Below are 24,274 nucleotides of genomic sequence, written 5' to 3' on the forward strand. Positions count from 1 at the left end.
TGCTCAGCTTAGTATCGCGCGGACATCTGTGTCCGTGAGCCCGGCTTCGGTTTCGAAACTCGCGCTTTTTACCAACAGGGCAGCCTGTGTTCGATTGTGAACCCCGAGCCGACGAAGCAGCGCCGTTATGTGGGCTTTAACAGTGGCTTCAGCAAGCGACAGTTCATAGGCGATCTGCTTGTTTGCCTTTCCGTCGCAGATCAACTTCATGATCCGACTTTGCTGCGGTGTCAGGTCAGCAATTTTATGCGCCACCTCCTGCGCAGTTATATCCGTTGCTCTTGCGCGCTTGGGAGGCTGATAGCCAGGAGGCAAAAAACGGCGCCCTTCACTGATATCTATCAGTGCCTGTTCCAAAACCTTATGATTGGCATCCTTCGGCAGAAATCCTGCAGCTCCGGCTGCAGTCAAAGCTGTTATCGTTTCGTTGGATGATTCAGCGGAAATCACAAGCACCGGCACATCAGGAAGCCGGTTTTTAAACTTGATTAGGCCGCTTAGTCCGGTCACATCCGGCAGTCTCAAATCAAGAATGACGAGGTCCGGTTCAAACCTGGAGCCTAGATGGCGCATCCCTTCTTTCAGGGTGTTCGCCTTTTTGATTGAACTGGATCGAAACTGGTTTTCCAGTGTTGCTGCCAAGGCATCGCAATACAAAGGATGATCATCGATCACCAAGACCGAGCGGATCACAACCTTGTCATGCGTATTGCAATTTTTGCTCATCCGTGACGTTCCTCCCAAGGGCAAAGTATCGTAAGGGAAGCAACGGCAAGCAAGATAAATATGATTACGATTGGAAAATTAATATATTAAAGACGTAACTTTCTTACATTTTACTTATCTTTAGTTGCATTTTAAAAATGAAATACAATCAACTTCATATCAATGACAATCCCAGACTGGCGATAGCCTCTATGAAACATCGTGACAACATGGCAACAACTCGGATGGCCAACACCCTGCTTACCAAAGCAGGAACAACGTGATGGACGGGAACGCTGCCAAAAGAATGACACGCAAGATGTCGGAGGTAACGAACCACATGACGGCTCTGTAGGTCTGGGTCATCGGTGTTGACCGGTCCATAGCATTGATGATGAAGAGGTTCATGCCGACCGGCGGCGTAATCAACCCCACCTCCACAACGATCAAGACCAATATTCCAAACCAGATCGCAACATGTTCCGGGCTCATGCCAAAATCGAGCGCGCTTATAACCGGGAAGAAAATCGGAATGGTCAGCAAGATCATCGAGAGGCTGTCCATCAAACACCCAAATACCAGATAGAATACGAGGATCAACGCCAGAACGGACCATGGGCTCAACCCAAGATCAATAACCCAACCGGACAGCTCCTGCGGTACCTGTGTCAACGCAAGAAATCCGTTGTAAAATCCAGCTCCCAGCACAATGAAGAAGATCATTGCCGTGCTGACTGCGGTTGAGATGATCGCTTCCTTGAACTGGTTCCAATTCAGATTTCCGGACACCAAAGCCACTAAGCCGGTGCTTGCTGCGCCTACGGCAGCACCCTCAGTTGGTGTAAACCAGCCCAGATAAATTCCGCCAACAACGAGGGCGAATACACCCAGCACAGGCCAAACCTTCAAAAGCGCCTGCACCCGCTCACTATAAGGCACAGCATCGCGCGTCCCGGCGGCATCCGGGTTGACGCGAACATAAATCGAAATCGTGATAATGTAGCCAATTGCCGCCAGAATACCGGGAATGAAGGCCGCCAAAAACAGCTTGGCAATGTTCTGTTCGGTCAGGATTGCATAGATCACCAGGATGACCGAGGGCGGGATCAAGATGCCCAGTGTTCCGCCTGCAGCGAGCGTTGCGGTGGCAAACCCGCCGGAATAGCCATATTGGCGCAGCTCTGGCAGTGCGACGCGGCTCATGGTTGAAGCGGTTGCCAGAGAAGACCCGCAGATCGCGCCAAACCCGGCACAGGCACCAATGGCAGCCATTGCGACACCACCGCGTTTATGGCCAAGCCAGCTTTCAGCGGCCTTAAACAGCGCCTTTGACATGCCAGACAAGGTCGCAAACTGACCCATCAGCAGGAACATGGGGATGATGGTCAGCGAATAATTGGAGAAGGTGGAGTAGGTTTCTGTCTTCAGCTTTGACAAGACAATGTTCGGCCCACCCATGGCAAAATATAGTCCGCCAATGCCACAAATCATCATGGCAAGTCCGATGGGAGCACGGAAGAAAATCAGAAGAAGCAGGACGGGAAACGACAGGATACCCAGTTCGAGCATGCTCAAGAGGAGGCTCCTTCGCCAGAGATGGACTTTGGGGTGCCTTTGAACAGATCCATCACCCGCGTAACGGCGCAGTACACGCCAACTAATGAGGCAATGACCGCAGCAACAAAACTGGCAGCATAAGCCCACCAGACCGGAAACTCGATCAAAAAGGTGGTCTCACCATAGGCCATCTTGCTTTCCATTCCCGCATAGAGCCGCCAAGTGATCAGGATGAGCACAGCCGTTAGCAAGACTTCCCAAAAGGCCTCCAGAAAACGGTTGAGCCCTCTTGGAAACATGGATGCGAACACATCCACGGTGGCATGGCCGCGGTTGAGCTGACAGATCGGCAGAAACGCAAAAATGGAGAAGGCAATCCCGGCCTCTACCAGCTCAAAGTCACCGGTGATCGGCCCGACCCCGGTTGCAATCAATCCATGAGCCAGTGTTTCAGAAAAGGCCTGAAGGACATCGGAGTGACCCAACGTGTTCAGGCCGCGACCAAGAACACTCACACATGTGAGAATGACCAGTGCCGTCAGAACCAAGCCGCCGACATAAGCCATCAATCGAGCGCCGCGCTCTACCAAGGTGACCACGTTTTCAACTCCAGTGCGATGAAAGCCCCCGCACTCAGCTTGCGCAGAAATGCGGGGGCGTGCGAGATCAGTTGTCGGTGTTTTCGGCGATCAGTTCAAGAGCCCGCGCGCGCAACCCTGTGCCGTCAAGTCCCTTGCCATCCATCTCGGCAATCCAGTTGTCGATGGCTGGCTGTGCAGCAGCCTTCCACTTGGCAACTTCTTCTTCTGACAAGACAATTTCATTGTTGCCGCCATCAAGGGCCACCTGGCGGGAACCAGCATCATCGGCTTGCATCTGCTTGCCTGCCGAGGCCGAGAATTCAACGCCAGAATTTGCATCAATGACCGCTTTGAGATCATCTGGAAGCGCGTTGTAGCGGTCCTTGTTCATCGCAAAAATGAAGGCTGTCGTGTAAAGCGCGTCATCACCAAAGCTGGTGTGGTTCTTTACCAGCTCGTTGACTTTCAATGCCTGTGTGACTTCCCAAGGGATGACCGCTGCATCAATTACGCCTTTGGACAAGGCCTCAGGAACAGCAGGCACCGGCATACCGACCGGTGTAGCACCGAGGATCTTGAACATGCCGGTGGTGATCCGCGTTGGCGCACGCAATTTGACGCCGTTCAAATCTTCCAGCTTCTCAACCGGGCTTTTGGAGTGGATCAAACCTGGTCCGTGAACCCATACACCAAGGATTTTCAGGTCTTTGAAGTCCTGATCCATCATGGTTTCTTCGGCCAGCTGCCAATAGGCCCGCGACACGGCCTCTGCATTGGTCATTGTGAACGGCAGCTCAAAGACTTCCGCACGTGGAAAACGGCCAGGCGTATAACCCGCAACGGTCCAGACGATATCAGCTACACCGTCAATCGCCTGATCGACCAACTCTGGCGGCTTGCCGCCCAACTGCATGGACGGGAACCGCTGGATTTCGATGCGCCCATCGGAATCTTGTTCCACCTTATCGGCCCATGGATAGAGAATATTTTTCGGAACGTTTGCCTGCGCTGGCAAGAACTGGTGCATCCGCAGTGTAACCTCTGCGGCATTTGCACTTGCAGCACCCAGCATCGCGGTTCCGACAGAAGCGGCCAACAGGCCCTTCAAAAGTGTCCGGCGCAATTTGATCATTGTGTCCTCCCTGACAAGCTGTGATCATCGAGACAATTGCCGATGTGTCTTCCCATAGGCAATTTAGTTACATTAGAAACTTGTTTTGTCCAGAGCCAATCTGCAAACCACTCCAAAAGACCAATTTCAGATTGTATATTGATTGCGCGCCAACTTATTTAGCCGCAATTCGATTGAGTTCGGGACGCGAAAATCTGTTCGGATACCTCTTTTGCTGGCTCCAGATATCGGTGGAGATCAAAAAGCCGATCCCGTGTGATTGGGCTTGGAGCGTTTCGAAGCACGGCGTCTACAAACCCTTCATCGGCCCGCAAAGCAGCTTTGACGCGTTCTGCAGCTTCCTGCCGACTCATATGTTCTGACAAGGCTGCGACGGCTGTCTCCGCCATTGCTTCCGGATTTGACAGAACGCGCTCTTTCATTGCCTGCATATCAGGCCTGAAGTCAGCCAATAAAACCAGCGCATGGTTGAGAGCAGCAGCGGTTGCCGACAACAACTGGGGCATCAGGTGCCATTCCAGAGGCCAGGCAACGCCGTCCCGGTCTTCGCTCTGGACGCTACTTGCTGAAAGCCCAGCGCCCAGCGCTTGCGCCAGCAGCTGAATTGACTGGAGAAATTCCGCAACAACCGGATTGTGCTTGTGAGGCATGGCAGATGAACCGCCGCCTGGACCGGCGGAAATTTCAGCAATTTCTCCTCTTGCCGAGAGGCTGGTGTCTTTGCCGATCTTCGCCAGTGCACAGGTCATCTGTTCCAGCCATGCAGCCAGTTGGCGGACACCGGAGCGGTCGGTATGCCAAGGCGGAGCAGGCTCCAGTTGCAGCACTTCAGCCAGAGCGTCCGAGACCTTTTTGCCATTTCCGCCCAGCGCACTGCGACTACCGCTAGCGCCGCCAAACTGAACCTTCAACGTCCGCTTCCGAACCTGCCCAAGTTCATTTTCAAGCGCAACCAGAGGCTGGGCCCACTGAGCAATGCGCAGTCCAAGTGTGATCGGCGTGGCGAGTTGCCCCCTTGTTCGCGCCATCATCACCGTTTCCGCATACTCGCTTGAGAGAGCTTCAAGCCTGTCGAGCAACTGGCCTAGACGAGTATTGATGATTTCAAGAGCATCTCGATAGCAAAGGCCAAAAGCGGTATCGATGATGTCCTGACTGGTCGCACCCAAGTGCACAAACCCACCACCGCGCTCGCCAGCTTCTTGCCGTACACAGTCAACGAGAACGGGAACAGGAACACCGGACTTGGCAACTCCCTCGGCAATCAAAGCGTCCGGAAACTTCACCGTGCGCCCTGCACTTTGGATCGCTTCTGCAGCCTCCCCCGGTATGATGCCAAGCTCTGCCTGCACACGGGCGAGCGCCAATTCCACCCGGATCATGGCATCTAGGACGGCACTGGTGGTGAAGTGCGATGACACGGCTTCATCGAAAAAGATTGGATGCGTCAAAGCGTCAGGCGCAGGATATGTGTCGGTATTCGAAGTCATATCGCGTTACGCAGCCTTTCTCAGTCCAAGAATGTCTCGGGCCTGTTGCCACGTCGCCACTGGCCTTTCATATTTCTCGCAAAGCCCAACCGCGCGCTGAACCAACGCTACATTGGAGGGCGCAAGCGCGTTCCTGTCCAGCCGGATATTGTCCTCTAGGCCGGTCCGGGTATGACCTCCTGCAGCAATGCTCCATTCATTCAAAGTCAATTGATAACGTCCGATTCCCGCTGCACACCATTCAGCATCCGGGACCAGACGCTCAACCGTTTTGACATAATAGTCAAACACATCGCGGTCGACAGGCATCGCGTTTTTCACGCCCATGACGAATTGCACATACAACGAGCCGGGAATACGCCCATCCCGGTTCATGGCTGCAGCCTGATGGATGTGGCTGAGGTCAAAGGCCTCAATTTCCGGCTTGATGGAATGCGTGCGCATTTCCCCAGCCAACCAGTCAACAAGATCAGGTGGGTTTTCATAGACGCGGGTCGGAAAGTTGTTGGACCCGACAGATAGGGACGCCATGTCTGGCTTTAGCGGCAACATGCCCCCGCGCTCCTTGCCCGCACCGGATCGCCCACCCGTTGAAAACTGGACGATCATGCCCGGGCAGTGTTTCAACAGCCCTTCCTTGAGCCGGGCAAAGCGTTCAGGATCAGACGACGGGGTTTCATCGTCATTGCGCACATGAGCATGAACAATTGATGCACCCGCCTCAAACGCTTCTTGCGTTGATTCAATCTGCTCCGCGACTGTGATCGGAACAGCCGGATTGTTTTCTTTCCGCGGTAAAGACCCCGTGATCGCCACGCATATGATGCAAGGTTTGCTCATGTACTGGCCCTCAAATGTCGAAGAAGACGGTTTCGCCCTCTCCCTGCAAGCGAATATCGAAGCGATAAACCGGCATCTCCTCGCCTTCCTCACGCTTTGCGATCAAGGTGGCTCTGCGGTTCTCCCATTCAATCAGGTTCAAGACCGGATCAACTGCGTTGACGCCCGCTTCATCTTCGAAATAAAGACGCGTCTGCAAGCCGACATTTATACCGCGTGCCACGATCCATAAACTGATATGGGGAGCCATGATCTTGCCATTCGCATCGCGAACAGACCCCGGCTTGATGGTCTCAAAGGCCCATTTCCCCGTTTCAAAATCGGTAATGACGCGGCCCCAGCCGCGAAATCCGTCTTCGACGTCTCCGTCATGTTCAGGATGGGCATAAATCCCGTCTGCGTTGGCCTGCCAGGCTTCCAGAAGCACATCTTTGACCGCTGACCCCATGCCATCGATCACTGTGCCTTCCACGCGGATGCGTTCGCCTCTTGCATTGGGACCGGCGATATCCCGGCCCAATTCGTTCTTGTAGATGTCAAACCCGGCGGCGCCCGGCGCCAGACCGATATGCACAAACGGACCGGCTGTTTGAGACGGCGTTTCTTTCAGGTAGTAGAGCTTCTGACGCGCCATCAGTTTCCCTCCAGCCGATTTTCAAACAGGGTGGATCGCCGACCGCGCAGGACAATGTCGAACTTGTAGGCAAGTGTGTCGAGCGGGATAGAGGCATTCATATCAAGTCGGGCGACCAGTTGCTCAATGGCATCCGGGTCGGGGATCGTCTGAACAATCGGGCAGCGCGGAATGAGCGGATCACCTTCAAAATAGCATTGGGTAATCAATCGTTGGGCGAAGGCGCAGCCAAAGACGGATACATGAACATGTGCTGGTCGCCAGTTGTTTACCCAATTTCGCCATGGATATGCGCCCGGTTTGATGGTCCTGAACGCGTAATAGCCGTTTTCGTCTGTCAGTGTGCGCCCACATCCGCCGAAGTTGGGATCAATCGGTACCAGATATGTGTCCTTCTTGTGGCGATACCGTCCACCAGCATTGGCCTGCCAGATTTCAACCAGCGTTTCAGGCACCGGTTTGCCGATTTCATCCAATACACGGCCATGCAGGATGATGCGCTCGCCAATGGGGCTTTCACCGGTCTTGGCATAATTCACCAGAAGATCATTATCGCCGGGATCGATGTCGTTGTGCCCAAACACCGGGCCGGTCATTTCACTGACCGTTGTCTCAAGACTGATCATGGAATACTGCGGCGAGCGCGCCACGCTGGTCTTGTAGTCTTGCGCTTTTGCCGGAGGATGCCATTGGCGATCCCTTTGATAATACGGCCCAGGTTTCATTTTGCATCCTCCGGGTCAAAACGCTGTGAGGTGTTGCTCTGCTGCGTTTCTTCCATTTCCATGTACGTCTGCTTGGCAAGCTTCAGGGCATGGTTGGCCCGCGGCACTCCAGCATAGATTGCAACATGCTGAAACGCCTCCAAAACATCCTGCTTGCTCGCTCCAGTCCGGGCCGTTGCACGAATGTGCATGGGAATCTCGTCAAAGTTTCCAAGCGCCGCCAAAAGCGCAAGCGTCAACATGGAACGTTCGCGCTGGCTGATCCCGTCTGACGCCCAAACGGTTCCCCATGCGCTTTCAGTAATCAGCGTTTGAAATGGTTCATCCATCACAGTCTTGGCTGCTTCAGCCCGCTCGACATGCGCATCCCCGAGAACCGCGCGGCGCACCTCCATGCCGCGTTCGTATCGATCAGACATGAGACGCCTCCGTAAAAAACGACATCAAATGCGCCGCATAGACCTTTGGAGCTTCAACACACGGCAAGTGGCCCGCCCCTGCGAGTTCAACAAAGCGACTACCGGGCACCAAGTCCGCGGTCGCCTTGACCAGATCAGGCGGGATGGCCTTGTCTTCCGATCCGCCAATCCCGAGCACCGGGAGACGGAGCTGAGCAGTTGTCGCGTGCAAGTCCGCATTGGCGATAGCCTCACAACAGCCGATATAGCCTTGCGCCGGAGTTCGGGTCAGCATTGCGCGCCAAATCCGGTTTTCTGAGCTGCCGCGATAGGCGGCACCAAACCAACGATCCAGTATTGCGTCCACCAGACTTCCCAGCCCTCCCGTCTCAATCGCCGCAATCCGGTCGCGCCACATAGCCGGTTCGCCCATTTTGGCTGCGGTATTTGAAAGAACCAGCCCCTTGATGCGACCGGGATTTCGGCTTGCCACAAGCTGTCCAATCATACCGCCAATCGAAAGCCCGACGAACAGGCAATCGGTGACCTCAAGGTGATCGAGAACGGCTTCAGCATCGTCGGCCAACTCGCCCATCGTATAAGGGGACGACGGACAGGCCGACAGTCCATGGCCGCGATTGTCAAACCGAATGTAGCGAATCCCTTCTCTTGGAAGAAGCTCGATCACCGCATCCCATATGCGCAAATCCGTTCCCAGTGAATTGGCAAATACGACGGGCTGCCCATCCGGATCGCCCTCTTGCTGCCAATGCAGATCAACGGTGGTGGAACATAGACCGCGCATCAATACGGCAACCCCACATAGTTTTGCGCAAACCACTTTTGGGCCGCTTTATTGTGATGCAGGGATTCAATTTCAGCCCTCTGCATTTTGAGGTCAAAGCCGGATTGATCCGGGAACCGATGCAAGAGATTGGTCGTCGCCCAGCTGAACCGCTCTGCCTTCCAGACCCGAGCCAGAGCCATTTCAGAGTAACTGTCGATGCCCTGCTCGTCGCTGTGCTCATAATATTGGATCAAGGCCTCAGACAGGTAATGGACATCAGATGCGGCCGTGTTGAGCCCCTTGGCCCCGGTTGGCGGTACGATGTGAGCTGCATCCCCACACAGGAACAGCCGCCCCCAGCGCATCGGCTCGCTCACGAAAGACCGGAGCGGTGCGATTGACTTTTCAATTGACGGACCCGTGACAATCTTCTCGGCAATGGATTGGGGCAGCCTGCTTCGCAGTTCATCCCAAAATGCATCGTCACTCCATCCTTCCACCGTGTCGGTCAACGGGCACTGGACGTAATAGCGCGACAGGTTCTCATTGCGCAGCGAACACAGCGCAAAACCCCGCTCAGAATTGGCATAAATCAGCTCATCATGCACCGGCGGCGTTTCGGACAGGATACCCAACCAGCCGAAGGGAAACACCTTCTCAAACTCCTGCCGGACGGTCTCCGGGATTGTCTTGCGGCTAACACCGCGGAACCCGTCACATCCCGCGATAAAATCGCAGGCGATTGTATATTGCACCCCGTTGACGCAGTACGTGACCAAAGGCGCATTGCTATCGGCGTCCAAAATTTGAACACCTTCAGCCTCAAAGACGGTTTTTGCACCGATCTGATCGCGTGCGTCATACAAATCTCGCGTGACTTCTGTCTGGCCGTAGACAACGACGCTTTGGTCGATCAACTCCTTGAAATTGATGGAAAAGAGCTCGTTCTCATAAGAGATGTAGGTGCCGTCATGCACAATGCATTCCCGGTCCATTCGCTCCGCCACACCAGCCTTACGCATCAAGTTGACAAGGCCGGTTTCCAGTATGCCCGCACGAATGCGCGACAAGACATAATCCCGCGTCTTGCGCTCCAAAATGACGGTTTCAATTCCTTTTAGAGCAAGCAGTTGCCCCAACAGCAGTCCTGATGGCCCCCCCCCAACAATGACAACCTGTGTCCGCATCCGCATTTCCTTCCATTCAACACATGATAAATGTTCAAAAACGCAATGTAAAATGATATAAATCGCCCTCTACTTATCAAATACGATAACTAAATGCTCGACCGTCGTATCAAGTTCCGACACATACAGTCCTTCGTTGAAATCGCCCGTGAGGGAAGCCTAAAGCGGGCAGCAGACAAGCTGAGCCTGACACAGCCAGCCATTTCCAAGACCCTGAAAGAATTGGAAGACATTACGGGTGCGGCACTCATGGTGCGCAACAGGGCGGGCGTTGCCTTGACCAAACAAGGCGAGGTCTTTTTGCAGTTTGCGCAGGTGTCCCTTGCAAGCTTGCAGCAGGGGTTTGACAGCGTAGAACAGGCTGGCGGCCGAGCCGGAGTAACCTTGAAAGTCGGCGCATTGCCGACCGTTGCAGCCAGTCTTATGCCGCCTGTCATACGCAGCTATGCTGATCTCTGCCCGGATGTGACAGTTCGGATCGTTGACGGCCCACATGGCTATCTGATTGAGCGATTGAAGCTTGGAGAGCTTGATCTTGTGATTGGCCGACTTGGTCGTCCGCAATCCATGGAAGGAGTCTCCTTCACACAGCTTTATTCTGAACGTGTCGACTTTGTTGTGCGTGCCGGGCATCCGCTTCTAGACAATCCAGACCTGAAACACCTATCGGACTGGCCAGTCATATATCCACCGGAGGGGTCCGCAATTCGACCACTGGTGGAGCGGTTTTTAATTGCGAATGGGGTGCCTGAACTTCGCAACAGGATCGAAACTGTCTCTGGCGCGTTTGGCCGGATTTACGCGCGTATGACGGATGCGGTTTGGATCATTTCGTCAGGTGTGGCTCAAACCGAAATTGCCGACGGCCACCTGACCCGCCTTCCCTTTGAGAGCGATATCACCAAAGGGCCGATTGGGCTGATGACACGTCCCGACGCTCAGCCTTCGGCTGTTGAACGGGTGTTTCGAGTCGCCCTGCAAACGGCCATTGAGGACCTTGGGCTCAAGTCGTGACACCGCTGATTATCTTACGGGCATCACCCTTCCCGAGACACCAGATGATCAAGGCGTGCCACAAGGTCCGGCTCCCAGTCTTCAATCGAATGCGCTCCGGCCCAGGACTTCAATCGGCCAGCCTGTTCAGCCGCCAGACAATAGAGCCCTGCACCTGACATTTGCTCCAGCACACTTAACTCCATCAGGGCCCGTGTGCGCGGGGATCGCGCTGTTTTGAAAGCACGGTTCCAACTCTCTGCCTCGCCCCCGTCACTGACAAGTTGCGCCAACTCTTCAACGTTTACGCCGGGCCGCTCATCAGGCGCAGCCACTGCCGAGTGAGCATCGGCACTTGCCGAGTCAGGCCCTGTCTCCAACGTTGTTAGACCACCGACGGTTTCCTCTGAAACAAGTGGCGTACCGTCTGCATACTTCAGGTCTCGAATCTCCGGAAAGCGAACCAGAAATGCGAACAAATCACGCAGGATTGCCTCCTGCACTTTCTCCCGCCCCAACCGGGCGGCAAAGTCGGCTGCAATTTTATGCCCATCAAACCAGAAGGGTGTGGACTGCAAGGTTCGTTCAAGCCGCTTCACCAGCTCACCATCCACAGCCCCGCCTGCAAGCGCGCTGCTGTAGCGATCAATGGTATCCACGGCCACAGGCGGCACAATGGTCTTTGGCGCATCCTTGATAGGTGGCGGAGCCGTTATGTCGCCCCAAGTCACAGCGCGACGCAATTGATAGGACACCGGTGCGGTGGGATCGAGATCATAAAGCGTGTCGGCGATTTCCCCGGCAGATCGCTTGAGCGCACGCCAATCGGTCTCTGAGGACTGAGACTTATCAGGAGATCGACTTTGTGACGTCCCGCTGGCTTGTTTAGCGTTTTGCGCAGGTTTCGCAGCGCTTTGCGCAGCCCCGCTCTCAGGGGAAGCCGTTTCAGCACCGGCGCCATTTTCAAGCGCCAAACGTTCCTTGATGTCACTGAAATGCTTGCCGAGGGCTGCGGCGCGGATCAATTCGTGACCAGAAAGACGAGTTAGTATCTCGGTCAACTCGCTGGTCAACTTGCCTTGCGGCCCGGGGAACTCCTTTCGCGACAGGCTGCTTGCGATCCTGCTCAGCTGAGTATGAAACGCCCTCTCCTGTTTGGGTTGCCTCTGATCGGCAGGCAATTCCAAAAAAGCATAGAGGCCACAATAGCCCGACATTAGAGAATCACGGGTGGCATTTTGGGTCAGCGCCAGACAGACTGCCTCGACAAGCCGTAAATCCTTGGCTTTCTTCGATAAAAGCTCAAGTGCAGCTTCCTGAACCTCTGACCAGCTTATTGAGCCGTGCGACAGGGTTCCACGCTTCATAAGCGCATCGTCGATCACATCGAATTGTGGCTCGTCTTCCAAATCGCCTTTAGCTGGCGTCGCAATAGGTGCGCGTATCGCAGCAACGAATGGATCGTCAGAAGGGAGAGCGGACAACGAGCCGATCTCCTCTTTGCTTGAGATCGGCGTCGCCTTCTTTTTCGATGCCACTGCCATTGACCTTACATCCGCGCTGGGAGGATCAGATCGGTCAACGGGCTTTGGGCAGCCGGATTCTTTTGCCCGTCCTGCGTCACCACATAGCTTGTGCTCGCCCCGCTGATGTCAAACCGCACGATCGTTCCATTGCCCGCGAAATTCGTCACGGTTCCTGAATCCAGCAAACGGAAGCCGGACCAAGGCCCCGTGAACGAGATTGTTTGCGGGCGACCGCGACCATTCGGGAAGACCGTGAGTTTGCTCTCTGCCTGCTTGGACAACTCGTTCGGCCAGATCACCCGGATCGGGCGGCGCGGCCCGTGGGTATAGGAAATAATCTGCCCTTCCACATTCATGACAGCCCGGCGGAACTTGCCGGAAAGGCTCTTCGGTTCAATGGTGTAGCTGATGCCGAGCGTTCCATCGCTTGAGAAATAGTGCTTGCGCAGATCAAGAGACTTTTTCAACTGGGTCAGAAAGGTCCGGTTTATCACCAGGCTGCGCCCGTCAATCGTTCTAGGGTCGCCGGTCGCCTCATCCACGAAGAGAACCAGATTCTCCTCATAGAATTTTTCAATACGCCCACCGGGACCAAAGAAGGCCTCAAAGTCCTGAAGTGGCACTTCTTCGCGCGCATCAACCGTGAACGGATAGCGGGTCGAAAGGCTAAGGTTATACTCCGCATAAACCTCTTCATTCCAGGCGCGTTGCAATTCTTCCTTGGCCTTTTTCAAGACCACCTTCCAGCTCTGGTCTGCAATCTTGTCAAAGAACCGATTGAGAGGTTCTGGTAGATCAACACCAAGGCGCCTGATGACATAGATCGGATCATCACCTTCCAGTTTGATCCGCGCCTTTGCCTTGGTCAGTGCGACTTCACCTGAGCGTTCACCAGCCTGCCGGATTTCCTTCAGATATTCATAAAGGCGGTCGAGCGCTGCCTGCAGGTCTTCCAGATAAGCCTTTTCATCTTCCAAGGCTGTGCCTACGTCATTCAGACGGAAGAACGCACGGCGGATTCGAAGCCCCTGCTCCCGATTCAGATCAAACGGAAGATCGGCATTGGTCGCCTGTTCGGCTTCCAGCTCGACAAGCTTTTCCTCATAGATCTCAGTTTCTTCCTTGACCCGTGCAAGCAAGCGCCCGAAAGGGTTCTCAGGGCCGGTGATCTCTTCCAGAACGTCAACAGCATGGTCGACATTTTCAAAGTCGACCATTTCAAGCGCGTTCAAGGCATCAGACCAGGCCGTGATGTAATTTGTTGCGTACCGTCCAGCGACCTTGCGCTGGAAATTCTCAAGATCCTCCGGTGAGTAGCTGACCGTGTCGCGTTCACCTGCAACCCAGGCATCTTCAACGGCAACAACAGACAACGTGTCATTTTGCTTTATGAAGAAGTCTTTGAAAGCGCCCTTCGTGAAGAATGGCTTCACCTCCACAGGCTCGCTTCGGCCACTGGCATTCTTCGCCGTTTCAAAGATGATGTTGTAGGCAGGCCCAATCTCGTTGCGCAGGTTCACAGGCGTGATGAGCTGACGATCGCCCAGCTGTTCAATGTTGCGATAGAGGCGCAAATCGCGGGGAACTTCCCGGAGGTTTGATTGGGCGGCAAGCACCATCTGCTCATCCAGCTTGGTTTCCAGCTCGACCGTTTCAAGTGCGAACTTGAGGTGGTCATTGAGCTCACCTTGCATGACGCCCTCGCCGGTATACTTATCCTGCCAGACTTCGCTGACCCAGCCCTCGACCAACGTGTTGTTGCGGCGCTCACGGTCCCCCAACATCAGATAGATGCGAAGAGCCTCCAAACGCGCGTCGCTGTCCTTGGTTTTGGGGTCTTTGCCTAATTCATCTATTTCGTCATGAACATGCGCGCCGATATCTGGCAAAAAGGCCTTGTCGAGCAATGCCACATAGGACTTTTCGATCTCGGGGCCGATTTTCTTGCCTTGATAAAGGGTCGCCGCCGCTGAAACCGGGTTCCAGTCCCGATAGTTCCCGAAAATTCCAGCTGCAGATTTCAGGGAGTTAAGGGGCTTAAGGAAGGCAGCGCCTGCCGTTTCGCCACTGACGTTGGCCTGCTGGTTCTGGATCTCCTGAAAGGTCTTGGCAATATCGACAACTTCGTTTGCCTTGGCGCGATTCGCGTCATAGGCGAGCCAATAAAAGCCCGAGAAACCAACGAAGAGAACAGACGCCGCTGCAGCAGACATGGCAAAGCGCATTTTTTTGGCGCGCTCAATGCGAATATTGTCACCCGCAAGCCCGGCCTCGCGAAAGACTACCGTTTTCAGAAGATCGCCCGCGAAATAGTTCTTGGAATAGCCATTGTGGACCGGAAGGACCGGTGTGCGGATCTCGTATTTTTGAGAGGCTGCTGTCAGTACCGCATTAAACGGCACGGCTTCCTGCCGACAAGACGTCATGAACACACCGCGAACTTGCGGCGCGGTTGAGAATTTATCCTGATGCAGGCTTGTGGTCAGAAATTCCAGAAGCAAGTCGCGCAGTCCCGCCAACTGCCTGCTGAAAGTGTACAGCTTGCGGCGTCCGGCGATTGATCGCTGATCCAGAATTCGATCGAGCGTCAGGTCATTTACCTGCTGCAAGAAGGCGTCAAAGGATTCGGAAAATTCTTCAATCCACGCATTTCCAGCTGATTCCGGTGTGACATCGAAGGTGAACCCAAATGGCTCCTGACGCTGACTTTGAGGCAGACCAGAAATGAACTCATGGAACCCGTCCAAAAGGTCCACCTTGGTAAGAAGCACATGCACAGTATAGCGCGTACCAAGCGCCTCGGACATCTCCACCAATCGCGCGTGCAAGAGCGCTGCCTTATTGTCTCGCACCTTAGGTGAAGACTGAATAAGATCAATCACATCAATACAGACGACTGCCCCGTTGATTGGGCGGCGAGGCCGATATTCCTGCAATAGTCCGAGAAACTTGTGCCAAAGCAGCGCTGAAACATCCAAAACATTGTCAGACAGACTGCTGCGCTGGTGGGTGAGAATCTGTCCAGCCACATCAAACAGAACGGCTTCGTCCGTGACCCAATAGTCCACGTCCTCCGTTTCGGTAACGTGTTTGGCATCCTCTTGAGAGAACAAATGCGCCAAGGGCAGCTTGAGGTCCGATTCGACGATCAGGCTTGTTTTCCCGGCTGCGGGAAACCCCATTACCACGTACCAAGGCAGAGCGTAGAGAGAGCCGATTTTCTGCTTTTCGTCGCGCCCAATCCAGCTGGTCTTGATCGTGGACATGGCATTGCGGAAGGAGGCTTCGAAGGCGTCCACACGCTCCCGGATCGGGTCACGCGGCTTTTCTTCCTTCTTTTTTTCCTCGGCGCGTTCAGCACGGCGCTTGCGGTAATACTCGGTGACCAGATTGTTTAGGCCCCAGATGAAAATCGCTGCGCAGATCGCTACAAGTCGGAAAGTAACCGGCTCCAGAGGCCTGTAACCAGAGATTGAAATGCGAGGCCCAAGGAACCAAATCGCAATGCATACAATCAATGTAATGACGAATGACGCAAACAAGTAGGACTTAATTGCTGACCATAAACCTCGCGCCATTTTTCTAAAAAAGCCAAAAATCTTACCAAAAATTCCCGAAACCATGACACTTCATCCATAATTACAATCTATTTCCATGAAATAATCACCTCAACCGCAAAACTATCCTAAGGTGAAACATGATTTTATTTATCAATTTATTTCCGATTATATCGCGTTATTAGGCTTGTCAATCACAACAACATACTGCTATTCAAAACCCAAGATTGCCTCTACGGCATCCAGAGGTTTAGTGCCTCTTATATCGGTATTCGTTTTATGTCCGGCTGTTCCATCGGCTACATTTTTTTAAGTGGCAATCGAAGGTGAGCCGGAATTTATTGAGGAGGTTTTAGGATGGCCGGTAAAGAAGGCTCCGTCGCCCCGAAAGAACGGATCAACATCCGTTATGTTCCTGCAACCGGTGACCAACAGGAAGAAGTAGAACTTCCGCTTCGCCTCGTTATGTTGGGCGATTATCTCGGTCGCGAAGACGATACTCCGCTTGAAGAGCGCGAAGTCCTGTCAGTGGACAAGAATAGCTTCGCCTCTGTTATGGAGGAGGCTGGCCTTTCACGCGAATTGAACGTGAAAGACACGTTGTCAGATGACGATGATGCCCGTTTAACTGTGAACCTCAACTTCAAGGGCCTTAACGATTTCTCACCCGATGCAATCGTCAAACAAGTTCCAGAACTTGATCGTTTGATCGAGCTTCGTGAAGCACTGGTTGCACTCAAGGGACCGCTCGGCAACATCCCAGCATTCCGCAAACGCCTTGAACAAATTCTGGAAGATGAAGATTCGCGTCAGAAGCTGATTGAAGAGCTGCAACGCATCGAAGATGCATCGGCAGAAGCTCAACCGGGCGAATATTTAAATGGCGCTGCCGCTTCTGCGAATGGCGAACATGCAGACGAAAATGGTGCATCAGCCGCGCCGGCTGAGGGTGACGACGACACCCAGCGCCCATATTTGAATAGCTGATTTCGGTGGCCGGTCTTCGGCCACCTGCTCCCTGATTTTAGTGCGCCGGTTACCGGCCATGCAACGAGAGTTCTGAAATGACCCAGACTAGCTCGACCGCACCACAGGATGTGCGGACTGGTGATGTTGCTCATGTATCCCTTCTCGACCAGATTATGGAAGAGACCCGCATTCAACCAGATGACTCGGAAAGCTATTCCATAGCCCGGCGTGGTGTTGAAGCCTTCATTGCGGACATGATTTCAAGTCGCAAACCCGGTGAACGGATCAATCGTGTTCTCGTCGACCAGATGATTGCCCAGCTTGACGAGAAAGTTTCCCGTCAGGTCGACGAAATCATGCACGATGAATCGTTCCAGGAACTGGAATCAGCATGGCGCGGTCTCAAGCTGCTGGTTGATCGCACAGATTTCCGGGAAAACATCAAGATCGACATCATCTCGGTGTCCAAGGACAAGCTGCTCGAAGATTTCGAGACCAGTCCTGAAGTGGTCCAGTCCGGTCTCTACAAGCACGTTTATGCTTCAGGCTACGGCCAGTTTGGTGGCGAGCCGGTTGGTGCCATGATCGCCAATTATGATTTTGGCCCCGGCGCGCGTGACGTAAAGCTAATGCAGTATGTCGCCTCTGTTGGTGCCATGGCCCATGCGCCGTTCATCGCGGCCGCAGCACCTCAAATGTTTGAAGTTGACGATTATGTTGACCTTCCGGCGCAAAAAGACCTGTTCTCCCTCTATGAGGGTCCACGCTTCCGCAAATGGATGGGTTTCCGACAGAGCGAAGACTCTCGTTATGTCGGCCTCACCTGCCCGCGCTTCTTGCTACGCATGCCATATGACGCAGAAGAAAACCCTGTCAAATCCTTCGTTTACAACGAAAACGTCACCGAAGATCACGACAGCTATCTTTGGGGCAACACATCGTTCCTGATGGCAACACGCCTGACGGAATCCTTTGCCAAATATCGCTGGTGCCCGAACATCATCGGCCCGCTGTCTGGTGGAGCGGTTCATGATCTCCCGGTTCATGTCTATGAAGCATTCGGTCAACTGGAAGAGAAAATTCCGACAGAGATCCTGATCACGGATCGCCGGGAATATGAGCTGGCGGAAGAAGGCTTTATCGCGCTGACCATGCGCAAGGGCTCCGACAACGCGGCATTCTTCTCTGCAAACTCCGCCCAGAAGCCGAAAATCTTCCAGAACACCAAGGAAGGCAAGGCTGCCGAGACCAACTACAAGCTCGGAACACAGCTTCCTTACATGATGATCATCAACCGCCTGGCGCACTACATCAAGGTGCTGCAGCGCGAGCAGATCGGTTCCTGGAAGGAAAAAGAGGATCTGGAGCGCGAGCTGAACACTTGGCTCAAGCAATATGTTGCTGATCAGGAAAACCCGCCGCAGGACGTGCGCTCACGCCGTCCGCTGCGTGCTGCGCAGGTGGAAGTTTCGGATGTCGAAGGAGATCCGGGTTGGTATCAGGTGTCTTTGAAGGTGCGTCCGCACTTCAAATACATGGGTGCCAACTTTGAACTCTCCCTCGTCGGCAAGCTCGACAAGGACGACTGATCCGGGAGGTCACGTTGAGACGACGACCGGAAGGCACCGAAGTCTGGAACAGTCGGAACCGAAGCGCGGCGGGCAGTTTGTTTGAGCGCTTGGTTCTGGATGAAGAAGACAGGGAAACAGACCGGAATACCAGCGAGGTCCAAGGCACTGTGCGATCCATCAAGCGCCATTTGATGCGCTTGCTGAATGCTCGTGCCGGAGGTGCCGCGTCTGCCCCTGAACTTGGTCTAGTCGATTTCAACGTGTCTTCGGTCGAATCCAACGATTTGACCCAACATATTGCAGCCTCGATCCGTCGGTGCATCGATACCTATGAACCACGGGTCAAAGTGCGTGCCGTCGAATGTTCTCGGGATCCCGACCGGCCACTCGACCTCAATTTCAGGATCGCGGCGGAAGTTCCGGCGCGATCTGGCAACGAAATGGTCCAAATCGATTTGCTGATGCGAGACGGACGCGCAGCGCACATACTTTGAAATTAGTCCCGAACTTTAAGAAACGGGGCGGGTTGGCGACGTGAGATCACGATATTTTCAGGACGAGCTGACATATCTTCGGGAGAGTGGTCGGATGTTTTCCGAAAGCAACCCGAAGCTCGTCAAATATCTGTCGGAACGCTCAACCGACCCTGACGTGGAACGCATTCTGGAAGGTTTTGCCTTTCTGACGTCCAAGTTGCGGGAAAAGCTGGACGACGAACTGCCCGAGCTGACGCATTCCGTTCTTAACCTGCTCCTGCCGAATTTCTTGCGCCCCTTCCCGGCCGCAACAATGATGAAGCTGTCGCCCATTGAAAAGGCGATCACAGAGCGGCAAACCGTCCCCAAGAACACCGAAGTCCTGTCGCGCCCCGTGGATGGCGTGGTCTGCACGTTCAAGACAACGTCGGACATTTCCATCTACCCGCTGGAGATCGAAAGCCAGTCCCTTGAACGAACCCGGCAAACCACAACGCTTCATATCGACCTGAAAACGCTTTCCGGTCTGCCTCTTTCGAAAATTGACCTCAAGGACCTTCGGCTCTGGTTTTCCGGAGATGAGGTCACCGCTCAGACGCTTTACCTTTGGTTCGGGCGCTACCTGTCCTCCATTGAATTGATACCGGAGACAGAAGCAGGACCACAATCACCTATCCGGATCCCGAAAGACAAGATCCGGCCCGGTGGCTTTGCGCAGAGCGAAGCGATGCTCTCAGCCGGAAACGCAGCATATGAGGGCTATCGGCTGCTACGGGAATACTTTGTGTTCCCATCGAAATTCCTCTGCTTTGACCTTCAGGATCTTGGTCGGCTTTTTGCCAACTCGGATGCTCTGGGATTTCGGATAACCGTCCGCTTCCAGCGCCCTTTGCCAGCAGATTTGAAAGTTCGCCCCGGCACCTTGCGCCTCTACTGCTCGCCCGCGGTCAACCTGTTTACCCATGATGCAGAGCCAATGATGATCAATCACCGGCGCCTGCATTACCCGCTCCGCCCCTCCTCCAATGCCAAGAAGACAATCAATATCTTCTCCGTTGACCGGGTGATGAGCTGGCGTTCGATTGAAGACCCGAAGACCGGTTCGCACCTTCGGGACTATCCCCCGTTTGAGTCCTTCCACCATGAAGTGGAACGCGCGCAAGGCATGCAGCAGATCTATTATCGCCTGCGTTTGCGAGAAGCCCTTCAGGGCATGGGGATGGATCACCTTCTGTCCTTTGTTCGCCATGACAACAGTCCGGTGGTTCCAGACCACGAAGTCCTGTCCGCGGAACTCAGCTGTTTTAACGGCTCCCACGCACATGAGTTGGGCGGCGGCGATATCTGTGTGCCGACCGAAGACACACCAGCCCATGCCGAGTTCCGCAATCTGGAGCAGCCAACACATCCGGTTTATCCGCCACTCGATGGCAGCCTCTACTGGACAATGATTTCCAATCTGTCGCTCAACTATGTGTCCCTGCTCGACAAGGATGCGTTGAGCGCAGTTTTGGCCGTTTATGACTTTCAGGCTCAATCGGACCGCCGGGCCGAGCGCACCAGTCAACGGCGGCTTAACGGCCTTCTTTCGATAGAGACAAAGCCTTTTGACAAGCTGTTCCGCGGCCAGCCGGTGCGCGGGCTTTATTCGCGAATGCGGCTGCGCGAATCCGCGTTTCAAAGTGAAGGAGACATGTTCCTGTTCGCGAGTGTGCTCGCTGAATTTTTCACGCTCTACGCCAGCATCAACTCGTTTCACGAGTTGGAAGTTGAAGGCGAAGAAAACAACGAGGTGTACCAATGGCCAGCGAAGATCGGCAGACAGCCGATAATCTGACGGACCGTTTGGTCCACGATGCCCGCACCTGGTCCTTTTTTCAGGCTGTGGAGCATATTCAGCGTGCCTATGACGGGGGCAGTGAAGTCGGCAGTCACATGTTGCCGGGCGACGAAAAGATTTTCTTTTCCGTGGATCATCGATTGGGCTTCCCGATCTCCGACATCAACCGTATCGACCTGTCGAATTCAGACCAACTGAAAGCGAACGGGGCTGTTCCCGATATTCCATCAGACATTCATGTCAATGGGTCCGCTACGGGGGGACTTCGCCAGCCATTCCAGCTGGAAGTTGCCTTTTTGGGACTTCATGGCGCCAACTCGCCTCTTCCCTCCTATTATCAGGAAACCATTGCCCGATATGACGCGGAAGGTTCGCTTCTCAAGGGCTTCTTTGACTTCTTTCACAATCGTCTGATCGGCCTCATGCACCGGACGATGCGAAAGTATCGGTACTATGTGCGCTATCAACCGGAGGCAAAAGACGGCTTTTCGCAGAATATGTTCTGCGTCTTCGGTCTGGCCGATCAAGAGGCCAGAGACAGTTCAAAGATCAATTGGGCCCGACTGCTAACCTTCACCGGCATTCTGGCGTCTCGAAACCGTTCTCCTCAGGTTGTTGCGAGCGTGGTCGCACATGCCTTTTTCCACGAAGATGTGGAAGTGGAAGAATGGGTCCAGCGTAAGGTTGATATTCCGGCGAACCAGTTGTCAGCGCTGGGAAAACAGAACTTCCAGCTTGGGCAGGACGTCGTACTTGGCGACCGCGTGCCGGATCTGGCGAGCAAGTTCAACATCTACCTCAAAAATCTGAGTTTCGAGCGGTTTCAGGACTTTTTGCCGAGCGGCAAGGACCATGAACCTCTCAAGCAGCTGGTCGAGTTCATGCTGCGTGATCAACACGCATATGACATCAAGCTTGGCCTAGCTCCACGGCAGGCCAGACCTTTGGACCTGTCGGATTCCGATGAAGGCCACTTGGGCTGGTCTTCCTTCCTTGGGTCCGGAGATGCCGGTCAGCGCGATGTGCTGATAACGGCCAGATTGTGAGGAATTTGCCATGAAAATGATCCTCGCCGTCAACAACACCACCAATCTGGAAAGCGGGATTGCTGCGACCTCCGTTTTTGAGGCCTCAGGTGGTGTGATTGGCTCAGCACCGGATGCCGACTGGCAGCTGATGGACCGTGCTGGCTCCGTTGCGGACTTTCACGTCAAGGTGTTTCAGCAAGACGGCCATTTTTGCGCAACGCCTCTCGACCGAGAAGGCATGGTGGTCAATCGCGCGTCCCGTCCGATGCAGAAGGGAACAACCTTCTCTGTTTCCGACGGCGACACATGGAACATCGGCGACTTTAACGTCTCTGTTTACATCGCAATTGATGAAAACACTGCCGCCGGTGGCTCGACACCCGGTGAGCAATGGGCCGGTCAGTTTTCCTCAATCGAGACCCTTTTACCCGGTGCGTTGAAAAACGACGATCAACGGGAACAGCTAAATGCCAAAGCCATTCTTGCGGATTATTCCGCCGAGGATGATGAGAAGGCTGAATTTTTCGCCACCAAAGATCGAGCCATCAAGGAAGCGCTCGATCCGGTCACACATTTGAACAAAGCCTCACAGAGCCTGGAAGACGATAGCAAGGATCCGGTTGTTCTGTTTGATCGCAAACGGGGGGCAAGCGCCATGTCCGACGAAAAAAGCCTGATCGATGATCTGAACGTAAAACCACAACAAGGCACTGAAAATCTCGGCCTTGATGACCCGATGGCTCAAAATGCCTTTTTCGCAGGACCCAAAGCAACAGATCAAAATGAGGATCTGGACAGCTATCTGCAGGAACTGACGCAAGCCGGGTCACGCAACATTAATGAGTCCGCCCTGAACAACGTCTAAGCCATTGATGTTGCGCGTGGCCGAAGCAATACGCAAATATTCGATTTGACCGGTTTGGGGATGGGGTTTGTGATCCAGAGCAGCAAAATGATCAGTGCATTGAGGATCAGACGCAGGTTATGACCGGCTGCGGCCAGCAGGGCGTTGATGGCATCGCCATTTTTGCCATTGAGGAAGTTCCGGTCAAGTCGTCCATCTGTTTTCATGTGGCCGATGGTGGCCTCGATCGCTGATCGTCGTTTCAGCTCACGCTTCATCTGTGCCGTCAGCCCGCGCTTCTGGCCGGAGATCATGACCTTGGCGTCGCCCTCATAATCATGCCCCCGATAGCCACGGTCCACATAGACACGCTCAGCTTTGGTGCCGCAGACTTTCTCAGCCTGACTGATGGTGTCATTCAAGGTGTGCCCATCATAGGGATTGCCCTCAAAAGCCCTCGCCGCAAGAACCAATCCTTCCCGATTGGTCGTGGCAATGCCAACCTTGGCCCCGAACTCGTAAGGTGTTCGCGCCTTGCCCTTGGCAATACAGGCCACTTCCGGCGCATGCATGGAATAAATCTTGTTTTTGTCCTTGGGGGTCTGGGCCAGAAGCCGCTCCACCAGTCCCAGCAGACGGGAGAACCGGTGCTCAAGACCTTCGTTGCCTGCGATCTTGCGGGAGATGTCGCGATAGACCCGGCCCAGATAGGTCTTCAGCTTTTTGAGTTCCCGGCGCATCCGCTTGAACTGTTTGGCATGGGCATAACGGCCCGCCATCAAGGCCGCCTTTTTGGCAACTCTGGTATGGCTGCGACGCAAGATGATGCCGGCCCTCTTGGCCTGGCGCACCAGAAGCTGCAAGGCCTTGTGATAAAGACGGCTATCGGTGGGATGGGCAATGGCTTTGGGTTGAACGGTCGTATCAACCAAGACCCGCTCAAGGCTGCTCTTCTTGATCGTCCCGCTCTCAATCGCAACACCTACCGTAGCAGAAAGAAGCTTTTCCATTCCCTCAGGACCAATCCGTTTGCGCCAGCGGGTCATGGTTGAGGGATCAATGGGGAATTGGTGCTGGAAAAACTCAAAACCGCAGAAAGACTGCCAGTAGGGGTTTTCAACCCAACGCTCAACCGTCTCTTCATCGGAAAGATCGTACATGTGCTTGAGAAAGTGCAGCCCGGCCATCAGACGCGTTGGTTTGGCCGGTCGTCCCAAGGGGCGATAATGCCTGCCGAACTCCGCATCAAATTCATCCCAAGGCATCAGACCAGACAGCCGCACCAACGAATGGTTCATATCGATGATTGCGGCCAGGCGTTCCTTGAACAGATCGCCACACCGTTTGTTGCGTTTTGAAGGTCTCATGAGAATATGCCAGAAAATGCGTGCTTCGGATCAACTAACCGGCATATTCACACATCCAAAACCCAAT

At 54.1% G+C, this 24,274-nt stretch carries 21 protein-coding genes; 7 read left to right on the top strand and 14 right to left on the bottom strand.

All coding sequences use genetic code 11. From position 1 onward, the window contains the following. Window positions 1-3: 3 nt before the first annotated feature. The 11 genes from TRICHSKD4_RS17160 to pobA form a co-directional block, all read right to left on the bottom strand. A complete protein-coding gene (locus tag TRICHSKD4_RS17160) occupies window positions 4-726 on the bottom strand; it encodes a response regulator transcription factor (protein ID WP_009468152.1) in 723 nt (240 codons plus the stop codon). Window positions 727-966: 240 nt separating this feature from the next. Continuing rightward, window positions 967-2,280, bottom strand: coding sequence for a TRAP transporter large permease (locus TRICHSKD4_RS17165; protein WP_040617073.1), 1,314 nt, complete (start codon window positions 2,278-2,280; stop codon window positions 967-969). Beyond that, window positions 2,277-2,861 carry a TRAP transporter small permease gene (locus TRICHSKD4_RS17170; RefSeq protein WP_247642829.1) on the bottom strand — a complete coding sequence of 195 codons (585 nt, stop codon included), beginning with the start codon at window positions 2,859-2,861 and terminating at the stop codon, window positions 2,277-2,279. The genes TRICHSKD4_RS17165 and TRICHSKD4_RS17170 overlap by 4 nt, the downstream gene beginning before the upstream one ends. 67 nt (window positions 2,862-2,928) lie before the next feature. Next, window positions 2,929-3,975, bottom strand: coding sequence for a TRAP transporter substrate-binding protein (locus TRICHSKD4_RS17175; RefSeq protein ID WP_009468156.1), 1,047 nt, complete (start codon window positions 3,973-3,975; stop codon window positions 2,929-2,931). 158 nt (window positions 3,976-4,133) lie between these two features. Then, window positions 4,134-5,465 carry a lyase family protein gene (locus TRICHSKD4_RS17180; RefSeq protein ID WP_009468157.1) on the bottom strand — a complete coding sequence of 444 codons (1,332 nt, stop codon included), beginning with the start codon at window positions 5,463-5,465 and terminating at the stop codon, window positions 4,134-4,136. A gap of 6 nt (window positions 5,466-5,471) precedes the next feature. Continuing rightward, complete coding sequence (locus tag TRICHSKD4_RS17185; RefSeq protein WP_009468158.1) at window positions 5,472-6,305, bottom strand: 3-keto-5-aminohexanoate cleavage protein; 834 nt, start codon at window positions 6,303-6,305, stop codon at window positions 5,472-5,474. 10 nt (window positions 6,306-6,315) lie between these two features. Further along, window positions 6,316-6,939 carry a protocatechuate 3,4-dioxygenase subunit alpha gene (gene pcaG / locus TRICHSKD4_RS17190; RefSeq protein WP_009468159.1) on the bottom strand — a complete coding sequence of 208 codons (624 nt, stop codon included), beginning with the start codon at window positions 6,937-6,939 and terminating at the stop codon, window positions 6,316-6,318. Further along, window positions 6,939-7,664 carry a protocatechuate 3,4-dioxygenase subunit beta gene (pcaH, locus tag TRICHSKD4_RS17195; protein WP_009468160.1) on the bottom strand — a complete coding sequence of 242 codons (726 nt, stop codon included), beginning with the start codon at window positions 7,662-7,664 and terminating at the stop codon, window positions 6,939-6,941. The genes pcaG and pcaH overlap by 1 nt, the downstream gene beginning before the upstream one ends. Continuing rightward, window positions 7,661-8,083: a 4-carboxymuconolactone decarboxylase gene (gene pcaC / locus TRICHSKD4_RS17200; RefSeq protein WP_009468161.1), complete on the bottom strand. Its 423-nt coding sequence runs from the start codon at window positions 8,081-8,083 to the stop codon at window positions 7,661-7,663. Before pcaC ends, pcaH begins: the two co-directional genes overlap by 4 nt. After that, window positions 8,076-8,867, bottom strand: coding sequence for a 3-oxoadipate enol-lactonase (pcaD, locus tag TRICHSKD4_RS17205; protein ID WP_009468162.1), 792 nt, complete (start codon window positions 8,865-8,867; stop codon window positions 8,076-8,078). Before pcaD ends, pcaC begins: the two co-directional genes overlap by 8 nt. Then, a complete protein-coding gene (pobA, locus tag TRICHSKD4_RS17210) occupies window positions 8,867-10,036 on the bottom strand; it encodes a 4-hydroxybenzoate 3-monooxygenase (protein ID WP_009468163.1) in 1,170 nt (389 codons plus the stop codon). Before pobA ends, pcaD begins: the two co-directional genes overlap by 1 nt. Before the next feature lie 93 nt (window positions 10,037-10,129). On the opposite strand from pobA, the gene pcaQ reads away from it, so the two are divergent. After that, window positions 10,130-11,050, top strand: coding sequence for a pca operon transcription factor PcaQ (gene pcaQ / locus TRICHSKD4_RS17215; RefSeq protein ID WP_009468164.1), 921 nt, complete (start codon window positions 10,130-10,132; stop codon window positions 11,048-11,050). A 23-nt stretch (window positions 11,051-11,073) separates the two neighbouring features. Here the strand turns inward: pcaQ and tssA are convergent, their stop codons facing one another. Both tssA and tssM read right to left on the bottom strand, forming a co-directional pair. Next, on the bottom strand, window positions 11,074-12,573 hold the full coding sequence (tssA, locus tag TRICHSKD4_RS17220) for a type VI secretion system protein TssA (RefSeq protein WP_009468165.1): 1,500 nt from the start codon (window positions 12,571-12,573) through the stop codon (window positions 11,074-11,076). A gap of 5 nt (window positions 12,574-12,578) precedes the next feature. Continuing rightward, on the bottom strand, window positions 12,579-16,097 hold the full coding sequence (gene tssM, locus TRICHSKD4_RS17225) for a type VI secretion system membrane subunit TssM (protein WP_208993118.1): 3,519 nt from the start codon (window positions 16,095-16,097) through the stop codon (window positions 12,579-12,581). 372 nt (window positions 16,098-16,469) lie between these two features. Here tssM and tssB point away from each other — a divergent pair, with 372 nt between their 5' ends. From tssB to TRICHSKD4_RS17255, 6 genes are all read left to right on the top strand, one after another. Continuing rightward, window positions 16,470-17,099, top strand: coding sequence for a type VI secretion system contractile sheath small subunit (tssB, locus tag TRICHSKD4_RS17230; protein ID WP_009468167.1), 630 nt, complete (start codon window positions 16,470-16,472; stop codon window positions 17,097-17,099). A gap of 77 nt (window positions 17,100-17,176) precedes the next feature. Beyond that, the gene (tssC, locus tag TRICHSKD4_RS17235; RefSeq protein WP_009468168.1) at window positions 17,177-18,670 is read left to right on the top strand and encodes a type VI secretion system contractile sheath large subunit; all 1,494 of its coding nucleotides are present in this window, start codon (window positions 17,177-17,179) and stop codon (window positions 18,668-18,670) included. A gap of 14 nt (window positions 18,671-18,684) precedes the next feature. After that, on the top strand, window positions 18,685-19,146 hold the full coding sequence (gene tssE, locus TRICHSKD4_RS17240; protein ID WP_009468169.1) for a type VI secretion system baseplate subunit TssE: 462 nt from the start codon (window positions 18,685-18,687) through the stop codon (window positions 19,144-19,146). Window positions 19,147-19,240: 94 nt separating this feature from the next. Continuing rightward, the gene (tssF, locus tag TRICHSKD4_RS17245; protein WP_247642830.1) at window positions 19,241-20,965 is read left to right on the top strand and encodes a type VI secretion system baseplate subunit TssF; all 1,725 of its coding nucleotides are present in this window, start codon (window positions 19,241-19,243) and stop codon (window positions 20,963-20,965) included. After that, on the top strand, window positions 20,929-22,014 hold the full coding sequence (tssG, locus tag TRICHSKD4_RS17250; RefSeq protein ID WP_009468171.1) for a type VI secretion system baseplate subunit TssG: 1,086 nt from the start codon (window positions 20,929-20,931) through the stop codon (window positions 22,012-22,014). Before tssF ends, tssG begins: the two co-directional genes overlap by 37 nt. 10 nt (window positions 22,015-22,024) lie before the next feature. Further along, entirely contained in the window at window positions 22,025-22,861 is an 837-nt protein-coding gene (locus tag TRICHSKD4_RS17255; RefSeq protein ID WP_009468172.1) for a phosphopeptide-binding protein, read from the top strand. Here the strand turns inward: TRICHSKD4_RS17255 and TRICHSKD4_RS17260 are convergent. Beyond that, window positions 22,858-24,207: an IS5 family transposase gene (locus TRICHSKD4_RS17260; protein WP_009465529.1), complete on the bottom strand. Its 1,350-nt coding sequence runs from the start codon at window positions 24,205-24,207 to the stop codon at window positions 22,858-22,860. The genes TRICHSKD4_RS17255 and TRICHSKD4_RS17260 overlap by 4 nt on opposite strands. Window positions 24,208-24,274: the final 67 nt, after the last annotated feature.

The sequence above is a fragment of the Roseibium sp. TrichSKD4 genome, from assembly GCF_000148725.1.
Classification (GTDB): domain Bacteria; phylum Pseudomonadota; class Alphaproteobacteria; order Rhizobiales; family Stappiaceae; genus Roseibium.

Bases quoted from the DNA above. Each gene is read 5' to 3' on its own strand.
- TRICHSKD4_RS17160 (WP_009468152.1), bottom strand. From the start codon at position 726: ATGAGCAAAAATTGCAATACGCATGACAAGGTTGTGATCCGCTCGGTC.
- TRICHSKD4_RS17175 (WP_009468156.1), bottom strand. From the start codon at position 3,975: ATGATCAAATTGCGCCGGACACTTTTGAAGGGCCTGTTGGCCGCTTCT.
- TRICHSKD4_RS17180 (WP_009468157.1), bottom strand. From the start codon at position 5,465: ATGACTTCGAATACCGACACATATCCTGCGCCTGACGCTTTGACGCAT.
- TRICHSKD4_RS17185 (WP_009468158.1), bottom strand. From the start codon at position 6,305: ATGAGCAAACCTTGCATCATATGCGTGGCGATCACGGGGTCTTTACCG.
- pcaG (WP_009468159.1), bottom strand. From the start codon at position 6,939: ATGGCGCGTCAGAAGCTCTACTACCTGAAAGAAACGCCGTCTCAAACA.
- pcaH (WP_009468160.1), bottom strand. From the start codon at position 7,664: ATGAAACCTGGGCCGTATTATCAAAGGGATCGCCAATGGCATCCTCCG.
- pcaC (WP_009468161.1), bottom strand. From the start codon at position 8,083: ATGTCTGATCGATACGAACGCGGCATGGAGGTGCGCCGCGCGGTTCTC.
- pcaD (WP_009468162.1), bottom strand. From the start codon at position 8,867: ATGCGCGGTCTATGTTCCACCACCGTTGATCTGCATTGGCAGCAAGAG.
- pobA (WP_009468163.1), bottom strand. From the start codon at position 10,036: ATGCGGACACAGGTTGTCATTGTTGGGGGGGGGCCATCAGGACTGCTG.
- pcaQ (WP_009468164.1), top strand. From the start codon at position 10,130: ATGCTCGACCGTCGTATCAAGTTCCGACACATACAGTCCTTCGTTGAA.
- tssA (WP_009468165.1), bottom strand. From the start codon at position 12,573: ATGGCAGTGGCATCGAAAAAGAAGGCGACGCCGATCTCAAGCAAAGAG.
- tssB (WP_009468167.1), top strand. From the start codon at position 16,470: ATGGCCGGTAAAGAAGGCTCCGTCGCCCCGAAAGAACGGATCAACATC.
- tssC (WP_009468168.1), top strand. From the start codon at position 17,177: ATGACCCAGACTAGCTCGACCGCACCACAGGATGTGCGGACTGGTGAT.
- tssF (WP_247642830.1), top strand. From the start codon at position 19,241: ATGTTTTCCGAAAGCAACCCGAAGCTCGTCAAATATCTGTCGGAACGC.
- tssG (WP_009468171.1), top strand. From the start codon at position 20,929: ATGGCCAGCGAAGATCGGCAGACAGCCGATAATCTGACGGACCGTTTG.
- TRICHSKD4_RS17255 (WP_009468172.1), top strand. From the start codon at position 22,025: ATGAAAATGATCCTCGCCGTCAACAACACCACCAATCTGGAAAGCGGG.
- TRICHSKD4_RS17260 (WP_009465529.1), bottom strand. From the start codon at position 24,207: ATGAGACCTTCAAAACGCAACAAACGGTGTGGCGATCTGTTCAAGGAA.